Consider the following 11,021-nt stretch of genomic DNA (forward strand, 5'->3'; position numbering starts at 1 on the left):
TAGTCAAGAAAGGTGCCCTATATAGGCACCTTTCTTTTTACTATGCACCCAATTAAGGGTTCACTCTTTTTAATGGGGTTACAAGAGCTGGTTCATCATACAATTGATAACCATTATGGGTACATAAATTACCATTGGCATCAAGTTCGCAGTCTGTTGGCACCTGTTGAAGGTTAAGGTTACATCAGGCATTGATTTAGAGATTGATTATTAAAATGTACCCTTAGGTAATAGCCTTGAAAAACGAAAAGCTTCCTATTAAAGTTTAGGGGAGGAAGTTGTTTATGGGCATGGGATGAACAGGACTATAAGAAACAAGAATTCAAATTGATTTGTATGTGTGCTACCTAGATTTGTAATAGGATGATATCAAAGAAATATGGTTTATATTAAGAGTTTTACAAAATTGGGGAAAGATATTTTATATGTTCTCAATTTTTTAGAGTTTACTTTTTATAATTACAAATAGAAATAATAAACTATACTAAATGACTATTGAATTGATATAATTTTATTTAATTTACGACTTCAATTATTATTATAACCCCTAGATTTAAAAACGTATATTGTTTACTAAAGGTAATTTAAAGCTTATTTTCGACACATATTACGAATCACTTGTTCAATATGCGAACCGATTTTTGCCTTTAAGAGATGAATGTGAAGATTTAGTTCAGGATATTTTTTTAAAATTATGGGAAAATAAAAATACTTTTCCAGACGAGCTATCATTAAAGGTTTTTTTGTACAAAAGTACTAGAAATAGGTGTTTTAATGTTATTAAGCACAATAAAGTTAAAGAAAAATATACTTCAACTAACGTACAATTTTTAGAGGATGATAATTTGTTTTTACAACAAGTTTTAGAGGAAGAAATTACAAGACAACTGTATAAAGCTATTGAAGCACTGCCTCCAAGGAAACAGGAAATTATTAAACTAAGTCTTAAAGGGTTAAAAAATAATGAAATAGCCCAGGTACTGAGCATTGAACTTCAAACAGTAAAAACATTAAGATCTCAATCCTACAAGATTTTAAGAGAAAAATTTAAAGATCTACAGACATTTATCTATTTCTTGCTGACTTAAAGTGCTACATACTGATTATGTTTTAGCATAAAATCAAAATTTTAAAAAAAAACATAAATATTAATAGTACTCTTTTTAAACTCTGTTGTTCTATATATAACTAAACGAAATAGTGAATATAAATGAATAATATTTTTATCATATCAAAATTAATAATAAAGAAGAAATTAAAAATTTTAAGTGATTCGGAAAAAGATCAATTAAGACAATTTAATAAAGACTACCCATTTTCAAAAAATATCGATTTTGAAAAGATAACTCAAAAGTTTACAGATTATTCAAAAGTAGATAAGAATAAAGCATGGGAATCATTATTAACTAAGATGGAGGTTCATAAAACAGAGAAAACGAAACCTATTTTTTTGCTTTCATGGTTTAAATACGCAGCAATGATCGTTTTATTTATTGGTTTAGGATATTTCTATCAACAAGGTTATTTCACTAAGCGAACAACACTTATAATTCCTAGTGAACAAATCACACTGCAATTGGACAGTGGAGAGATAAAAGTGATTGATGATCAAAACTCAACTTCAATATTAGATACAAAAGGACGTATTGTTGGAAATCAAAAAGGGGATAAATTAATATATACTAGTGATTCTGAAGAAGAGCTTTTAGTTTACAACACAGTAACAGTTCCATATGGTAAACGCTTTGAAATCCAACTGTCAGATGGTACAAGAGTGAATATAAATGCAGGTTCTTCATTAAGGTTTCCAGTTACGTTTTTAAAAGGCGAAAGTCGTCAAGTATTTTTAAAAGGTGAAGCTTTTTTTGATGTAGCGAAAGATGCCAACCATCCTTTCATAGTCAATGCCGATGAAATAAATGTAAGGGTGTTAGGAACTAAATTCAACATATCATCTTATTCTGAAGATGAGAACATAAATACAGTATTAGTTGAAGGAGCTGTTGTTACATACAGAACAGGAGATGACTATTTATCAAATTCTGCTGCACGGTTAAAACCAAATTATAAAGCCGCGTGGCATAAGAACAACAAGTTAATACGAGTTGAAAAAACAGATGTTGAAGTCCATACCGCTTGGTTAGATGGTAAATTAGTATTGCAAGAAGTAGTTTTTAATGATATACTAAAAAAGCTTGAGCGTCAATACAATGTGATTTTTGAAAACAATAATAAATCATTAGAGAGTAGGTATTTCACAGCAAAATTTGATGTTGAAGATATTTACCAAGTATTAGAAAGTTTAAGTATTTCTGGAAATTTCACATATAAATTTAATAAAAATATAATTATTATTAATCCTTAAAAATACAGCCTATGATGAAAAATTGACTACATATTATAACCACTTTAATTAAAAATAGTCACTTTTTAAATAGATAAGGCAAACAAGATAAACCGCTTATTTGCAAAAAAAACCGGAAAATGTTGCAGCATTTCCCGATTTTCAAAAAAAGTGATTTAAATGTCTAACACACTAAATCAAACCAAAAGTATGAAAAAATTCATCGAAGAGATGTGTAAATTGCTATGTCTCTCTAAAATTAGTTTAAAAATGAAGCTAGCTTATATCTTGTTTCTCTTTTCATTATTTCAAATTCAAGCCAATACATATTCTCAGAATGTAAAGGTTACCTTAAATTGTAAGGACATGAAAATGGAAGATGTTTTAAGTGAAATTGAGCGAAAAACAGAATTTAAGTTTTTATATGAAAAGGATGTTTTTAAAAAGAACAAAATTGTAAGTATCTCATATAATAAAGAAAAGTTATCTAACGTATTGGACGCTCTTTTTAATGGTGGCAATATAGATTTCAAAGTTGTAGATAAACAAATTATATTACTTACAAAGATTAAGGAGAAAGATAATTTTGTTTTTTCAATCAAAAAAACTGTTGAAAAATTATTTCAAGAGGATATAACAGGAACTGTTACTAGTACTAAAGGAGAGCCATTACCAGGTGCTACTATAGTTGTTAAAGGTAGCAGTGTAGGTGTAAGCACAGATTTTAACGGTGTTTTTAGAATCTCAATGCCTAGTAAAGATGCTATTTTAGTAGTTTCTTATATAGGTTATGAAACGAAAGAAATAGTTGTTGGTAACCAAAGTCGCATAAAAATTGAATTAAGCGAATCGGTAACTGGTCTTGAAGAAACCGTGGTGGTAGCTTACGGAAAGGTGAAAAAAGAAGCTTTTACAGGGTCGGTAGGGGTTGTTGATGTTGCAAGTGTTGCGAATCAAGGTAATATATTAAATGTGGATCATGCTTTACAGGGTCAAGTTGCTGGTGTACAGGTTAGTAGTTCGTCAGGTAGACCAGGATCTGCTGCTAGAGTGAGAATTAGAGGGAGTTCTTCTATATTAGGTACCAATCAGCCCTTGTACGTGGTAGATGGGGTGCCCATTTCTCCTTCTACTGAAATTCCAGGATATACAGGTTTTATTGACTACATTAGTAGTAATGATGCAACGACTCTTGAAAATGAAGGATTTAATAACGATTTAGGATTTTTAGATTTTAATAATATTGAAAGTATTTCCATACTTAAAGACGCTACTGCAACCGCCATATATGGTTCTAGAGCAGCAGCAGGTGTAGTAATCATAACTACTAAAAGCGGGAGTAAAGCAAGCAAACCTCAATTTGAACTATCTATTACACAACGATCTAACATCACTCAGAAAATAGATGTACTCAACACGTCTCAATACGAAGAGATTTATACTGATGCCATACAGAATTATGTAAATTCTGGAGGTGTAGTGCCTACCAGCGATTCATTTGCGTTAGGTATTTTAAACGGAACAGAAATTAATAGAGATATAGATACCGATTGGCAAGATTTAGCGATTAGAAAAACGTCGCAAACAAGTAATTATGCCTTTAGTGTACGAGGTGCAAGTGAAAAAGGGTCTTATTATTCTTCTCTTTCGTTGCAAAATGATAACGGTGCTGTTATTGGAGACAAGCTTTCAAGATATGCCTTTGGTTTAAATTTAAAACAAAATTTAAAAGACAATTTGTCATTTTTCAGCAATTTAAATTTAGGGAGATTAGAAAGTGATTATGCCTTAAATGGTCTTTATAGCACTTTAGAGGCGGCTACTTTTATTAGGCCAGACGCCACACCATACAATGAAGATGGTTCTTTAATTCCTCAGATAGGGGACATGTATAATCCGCTTTCTTCAAAGGAAAGAAGGGTTACTACAACCAATTTTTCAATGGTGGCCAGTGTTGGTTTGGAATACGAACCTATTGAAAATTTATTTCTGAAAACTACGGGTATTTTACAACATATAAATGCTGAAAGTTATTCTTTTTACCCAAGCTTTACACAAAGTGGGGTATCTACCAATGGAAGAGGAAACCTAATAGACAGAGCTACCCTTAATCCATCTATAGAAACCACATTAACTTACGATTTTTCGGTAGGTAAAAGCAATGCCAATATATTAATTGGTAATACCTTTCAAAACGAGAAAACGGAAACCAACAGTTATTACGGAGAAAATTTTCCAAATGATGATACTTTAACGGGAATAAGTTATGCGGGTGAAAGCCTTTCAGCGCAACAAGCTATTACAGAAAGCACATTGGTGTCTTTTTTCTCTAGGTTTATTTATGATTTTGACAATAAATACCTTTTAAGTTTTGGAGGTAGAATTGATGGGTCTTCTAAATTTGGTGAAAACAACCGTTGGGCATCATTCCCTTCTTTTGGTATTGGCTGGAATATTCATAGAGAAAAATTTGCCGAAAACTGGAACGGTTTAAATTTTTTAAAACTTAGGACCAGTATTGGGCAATCGGGTAATGTAACTTTCGATCCTAATCAGTCTTTCAGTTTATTTGGAGCGCTAAATAGCACGTTGGGAGTTTATGACGGCAATACAGGTGTTGTGCCATTAAGAATAGGTAACCCCGATTTAAAATGGGAAATAACCACCCAAAAAGATTTTGGAATTGAGTTTGCGGTGCTTGATAACAAAATAAAAGGTGAAATAGGCTATTACATCAAAGACACAAAAGATGTTCTTTACCAAACCGAGCTACCTTCTTCAAGTGGCTTGTACACCGTAATATCAAACTTAGGCGATACCCAAAATAGTGGTTATGAGTTAACACTTAACTTTAATATTCTAGATTCAAAAGATTTAAAATGGAACCTAGGTTTTAATGCGGCTACCGCAAAGAGTAAAATTATCCGTTTAAATAGTAGTTATAAAGATGAGTTTGGTGGTGTTTCTTTAAATGGTTTATATTTTAAAGAAGGTCAAGCACTTGGGTTGATACGTGGTCATGTTGCTAAAGGATTGTTTCAAACACAAGAAGAAATCGATGCTTTAAATTCAGCTGCACCTGATGGCCTATATCAAGCTTCCTTAACAGGTCCTGGAGATATTTATTTTGCCGATTTAGATGGTGATGGAGTGGTCAATACATCTTCTTCAGGTCCGGATGTAACAAATATTGGAAGCATTGAACCAGATTTTTTTGGGGGTATTAATACCAATATAAATTATAAAGGTTTGTCTTTAAACGTTTTTGCAAACTATAGTGTAGGCAATGATATTTATTGGAAAGCTGGTGAGAATACTTATAGTTATACATCTCTTAACGACCAGGGAAATAAGGAATTGATTGCACTGGACCGTTGGACCCCAGAGAATACCGATGCGAAATACCCAAGAGCTGTTTATAGAACCAATTTAACAGGTGGTAACCAAAATAATAGAATATCGAGTTTGTATGTTTTAAAAGGCGATTATTTACGTATTAAAACGGTAACCTTAGGGTATAATTTGCCAAAAGAGGTATTAGAGACTATTAATTTTCAAGGACTCTATATATACCTAACTGCTACAAATTTATTTACCTTAACTAAATACCCTGGAACAGATCCGGAGTTTTCAAATTCTAACAGCTTTAGGACACCTGTAGATAATAACAAATACCCAGTAACAAAACAAATAGTTGCAGGTGTAAGGTTAACTTTTTAAAGATTTAATTGATATAAAATGAGGCCTAACAATATCGGCATAATGAAATAATATGCATTCAAGGATAGGTTTGATAATTAAAAATTCAAAAAAACATAACAGATGAAAAATAAAATAATATTACTCTGCATATTCACTAGTCTTTTATATAATTCTTGTGATGATGCCTTAGACGTAAAACCGGAAAACTATTTGTTTGAAGAACAGTTGGTTACCGATGATAAAAGTGCACAAACGTCTCTTATAGGGGTTTATACACAATTAAACTGGCTTTATGCACAATATTTTGAGCTTGTTCCACCAATTATGGATGGTTCGTTAACACCTACAGCTAGTTTAACTGGTATTTGGAGTGAAGCTAAAAACAATACATTTGATTCTTCAAATGTTGTTACAAACACCATGTACGAATGGCCATATTATATTATAAACTCTGCAAATGCTACTATTGCCGCTGTTTCAGGAAACGAGGCTGTATCTCAATCAGAAAGAGATAGAGTGCTTAGTGAAGCCTATTTTTTAAGAGCCTTTGGTCATTACCAGGCCTTACGTCTTTTTGGACAATTTTTTGATATTTCCAGTAATTACGGTATTGTACTTAGGGATAAACTTTCTACCGTTGAAAATAGTCAAAAAGCACGTTCAACAGTACAGGCTAGTTATGATTTTATACTAAGCGATTTAGATAAAAGCATCAATTTAAATGCACCATTTTCAAAAAATTACTATGCTTCAGCAGTAGCTGCTAAAGCTTTTAAAGCTAATGTATTAATGTATATAGGTGGTGATGCTAATTATATTGAAGCCATTAATTTAGCCAATGAGGTAATTGCATCGGGGGCTGTTTCATTAGAGACTAAATTTGAAGATGTGTTTCTTAAAGGATCTGCAAATAGTGAGGTGATTTTTTCAAGAACAGTAGGTACAGGACAATCCAACAAATTGTCTAGTTTCTATCAGACCAATGTAAAGGCTTCAACATGGGTGCAAAATTATTTATTGGGCGATCCCAGAGCTACTGCATCCTATTTAAGCACAACTAAGGTGATTAAAAAAATATACACAACAACTTTAACTGCAAGTCCTACAAATTATATGCGTTTAGGAGAAGTATATCTTATAAAAGCAGAATGTCAAGCCCGACTAAATTTATTGTCTCAAGCTGAAACCACGCTTAATGTCATAAGGAATAGAGCATACAGCGGTGTAGCACCAGCTTTGGTTTACTCCACAAAAGAACAATTACTGGATTTAATTTTTAGCGAGTATGTTAAAGAACTTAGTTTTGAAACAGGTGCCGTATGGTTTGCTGCTATTCGATTTGGTAAGTTAGAAACTCTTAGACCAAGTGTAACTAGCACCAATCAATATATTTTACCTATTCCTATTTCAGAGTTAGAAACAAACTTATCGTTTGGGGCGCAAAACCCAGGTTATGTTGGTTTATAAAAATTGAATTTTTTCAGTTAGTTTTTTAGTTGAAATTAGGGTTATAATCGCTTTAAAATTTTATAGCCCTTGTTTTAAAAAATAATAGAGGTATGCAAAATTTTGTAATTCAATTTATTTTAGGGCTGTCTATCGCTCTTTGGATTTGGACATTAATGGATTTTTCACAATCAAAATTTAAAAATTTCAAATATAAAATGGGTTGGTTATTGTTCATTACATTATTCCCAATTTTAGGTGCCATACTTTATTTTCAACTTAAAAAAAATAGTAATATATCCGATTATGAGGTTAATTAGAAATTTTTAACCAAAAATCACTTAAACTAAATTTCTATTTTACCCAAACCATATATTTCAATAGATATTAAAAAACGTCAATCATGAAACATGTCAAAACAATATTCATCTTTTTCTTACTTGTAAGTATATCGATACTTTCAGCACAAAAGAAGACCTGGAATATAGCAACTTTAGATTCAGAAATACCTACAGACCCTACAATTAAAATAGGTAAGTTAAGTAACGGGTTAGTTTATTATGTAAAACAAAATGCCAAACCAAAAGATAAAGCAGAATTGCGTTTAGTGCTTAAAGTAGGTTCTGTGGTAGAAGATGAAGACCAACTAGGATTAGCCCACTTTATAGAACACATGGCATTTAATGGCACTAAAAGCTTCGAAAAAAACAAACTTATAGACTATTTACAAAGTTTAGGTGTGGAATTTGGAGCCGATTTAAATGCACATACCGGTTTTGATGAAACCGTTTACAAACTATCTGTGCCTACAGATGAAGAAACGCTTAAAACAAGTTTACAGGTATTACGCGATTGGGCAGATGGTATTACTTTTGAAGATGAAGAAATAGATAATGAACGCGGTATTGTAGCCGAGGAATTAAGAGCAAGAAGTGGTGCGGGCATGCGCATGTATTACCAATCTATCCCAGTAATTACCAATAACTCCAGATATGCCCAAAGAACGCCAATTGGAACGCTGGATATTATTATGAATGCTGAATACAATGCCCTAAAGCGTTATTATAAAGATTGGTACAGACCAGATTTAATGGCTTTAGTGTTAGTAGGAGATTTTGACGTTAATGAAACAGAAAAGAAAGTAAAAGCAATTTTTGAAAGTATTGAACCCGTAAAAAATCCAAAAGAAAGAATTTACTATAAAATTCCTGAAAATACGGAACCTAAAATTGCTGTTATTACAGATAAAGAGGCTAGAGGAGTTAGTATTTCTATTTATAGTAAAAAAGAAGAAACCAGAGTAAATACATTAAGCGATTATAAAGCAGTGCTTTTGCAAAAATTATATACAGGTATGTTACGCCAAAGATTTTCGGAGGTTGAATTACAGCCTAATGCACCCTTTCTATCTGGAACCGCTGGTATTGGAAACTTTTTGGGTAATATGGATAGCTATTATTTAAGGGCGACACTTAAAGAAGATCAATTAAAGCAAGGTATAGAAGCTTTGGTTTTAGAAAGTGAACGTGCCAAACGTTATGGTTTTACTACTTCGGAATTAGAGCGTTACAAAATTTATTTGCTAAATAATATTGATGTTAGAAGAAAAGAATCAGGAAAAATAACTACAAAATATTATGTAGAACAATATATAGATAACTTCACTGATAATGAACCAATTCCTAGTGATGAATTTATTTATACATTTTATAAACAACAATTACCTGCCATTACTATAGAGGAAGTTAATAAAGTAGCCAATGAATGGATAAGCGATAAAAATATGGCAGTGGTTTTAAATGCTATTGAAAAAACAGATTTAGTAGTTCCTAACGAAGAAGAAATATTACAAATAATTTCTAATGTTGCACAAAGCGAAATAGCTCCTTACAAGGATACTTTAGAAAACATAGAATTAATGCAAATTAAACCAAAGTCAGGTAAGATTACAAAATCAACTTATAATAAGGAAGTAGATGTTACTACGTGGCATTTATCAAACGGTATTACGGTTATAGCAAAACCTACTAAGTTTCAAAACGATTTAATATCTATGACTGGTTTTAGGCCTGGAGGAAGTTCCGTTGCTCCAGATTCGTTGTATGTTTCAGCTAGAAATGCAGGTACTATAATAGGATCTAGTGGTTTTAATAACATTTCAGATATAGATTTAAAGAAAATAAATATGGGCAAAACTGTAAATGTAACGCCTAGAATAAATTATTATGACGATCTTTTTTCAGGAAGCAGTTCTTCAAAGGATCTAGAAACCATGTTACAGATGGTGAATTTATATTTCACTAAACCTAATAAGGATAAAAATGTTTTTGCAGCGGATAAAGAAAACATGAAATCTCTTTATAAAGATCAAGATAATAGCCCAGGTACTTATTTTGAGAAAATAATAGACCAAACGATGTCCCAAAATCATTTAAGATCCATACCACTAACTGTTGAGCAAATTGAAAATGAACTAAATCTTGACGAAGCCTATAAGTTTTATAAAGAGCGTTTTTCTTCAGCCAATGGTTTTACGTTTGTTTTTGTGGGAAGCTTTGAGATGGAAGCTTTAAAGAAATTTACAGCACAGTACTTAGGCAGTCTGCCTTCTAATTTAAAAGAAAAAAGCACATGGAAAGACACAGGGTTACGTAGGCCAACAGGTGTTATTAAAAAAACCGTTATAAAAGGGGTTGATAATAAGAGTGTTGTTGATATGAGATTTACTGGAATACTTAATTACTCAGAGGAGAACAAAGAACAAATAGTCCTATTAGGAAAACTACTTAAGATTAAGCTTACTGAAGAGTTAAGGGAAAAAATGTCAGGAGTCTATGGTGTTAAAGTTTCAGGTTTTACTACCGATAAACCTTATGAGTGGTATAGAATGAATGTCAACTTTTCATGTGCCCCAGAAAATGTAGATAAACTTATTAAAAAAGTTTTTGAGGAAATCAATAAAATCAAACTAAACGGGGCGTCTTTAGAAGATGTAAATAAAATTAAAGAAGCAGAATTAGCCAACACCAAAGAATATCTTGAAATTAACGGTTATTGGTCATATAAATTGAAAGAACTTTATGAAAATGGGTCAGACTTCGGATCTATTTTAGATTATAAATCTGATATTGAAAAAATAAATTCTAAAACTTTTCAAGACGCAGCAAATATTTATTTTGATGAGAGCAATTATGCCGAGTTTATTTTGATTCCTGAAAATTAATTGGACCATTTTAAAATGTTATAATATGCTGAATATAAAATGTATATTTGTTTAAATAAATGCTGCCACCTTGTCAAGCTTGTTATATGTATAAAAAAATAGATGTTTTCTCTAATTCTATAAATACCCAACCGTTTGAATTTGGATAAGGAATGAGAGTTACAATTTTTCTTATCTGAATTAGTCAAGAAAGGTGCCCTATTTAGGCACCTTTCTTTTACTATGCACCCAATTAAGGGTTCACTCTTTTTAATGGGGTTACAAGAGCTGGTTCATCATACAATTGATAACCATTATGGGTACATA

The 11,021-nt window shown here is 31.8% G+C and carries 6 protein-coding genes; all 6 read left to right on the plus strand.

The annotated features are described in order from the left end of the window. Window positions 1–566: 566 nt before the first annotated feature. Entirely contained in the window at window positions 567–1,088 is a 522-nt protein-coding gene (locus ABYI63_RS16445; protein ID WP_372757928.1) for an RNA polymerase sigma-70 factor, read from the plus strand. 122 nt (window positions 1,089–1,210) lie between these two features. Continuing rightward, a complete protein-coding gene (locus tag ABYI63_RS16450; protein ID WP_372757930.1) occupies window positions 1,211–2,365 on the plus strand; it encodes a FecR family protein in 1,155 nt (384 codons plus the stop codon). Window positions 2,366–2,614: 249 nt separating this feature from the next. Continuing rightward, window positions 2,615–6,064: a SusC/RagA family TonB-linked outer membrane protein gene (locus ABYI63_RS16455; protein WP_372757932.1), complete on the plus strand. Its 3,450-nt coding sequence runs from the start codon at window positions 2,615–2,617 to the stop codon at window positions 6,062–6,064. 102 nt (window positions 6,065–6,166) lie between these two features. Then, window positions 6,167–7,513: a RagB/SusD family nutrient uptake outer membrane protein gene (locus ABYI63_RS16460; RefSeq protein ID WP_372757934.1), complete on the plus strand. Its 1,347-nt coding sequence runs from the start codon at window positions 6,167–6,169 to the stop codon at window positions 7,511–7,513. Window positions 7,514–7,605: 92 nt separating this feature from the next. After that, window positions 7,606–7,812 (plus strand): PLD nuclease N-terminal domain-containing protein, encoded by a 207-nt coding sequence (locus ABYI63_RS16465; protein ID WP_372757936.1) that lies wholly within the window; start codon window positions 7,606–7,608, stop codon window positions 7,810–7,812. 83 nt (window positions 7,813–7,895) lie between these two features. After that, window positions 7,896–10,715 carry a M16 family metallopeptidase gene (locus ABYI63_RS16470; protein ID WP_372757938.1) on the plus strand — a complete coding sequence of 940 codons (2,820 nt, stop codon included), beginning with the start codon at window positions 7,896–7,898 and terminating at the stop codon, window positions 10,713–10,715. The last annotated feature ends 306 nt before the right edge of the window (window positions 10,716–11,021 follow it).

The organism is Mariniflexile sp. (assembly GCF_041583155.1).
Classification (GTDB): Bacteria; Bacteroidota; Bacteroidia; order Flavobacteriales; family Flavobacteriaceae; genus Mariniflexile.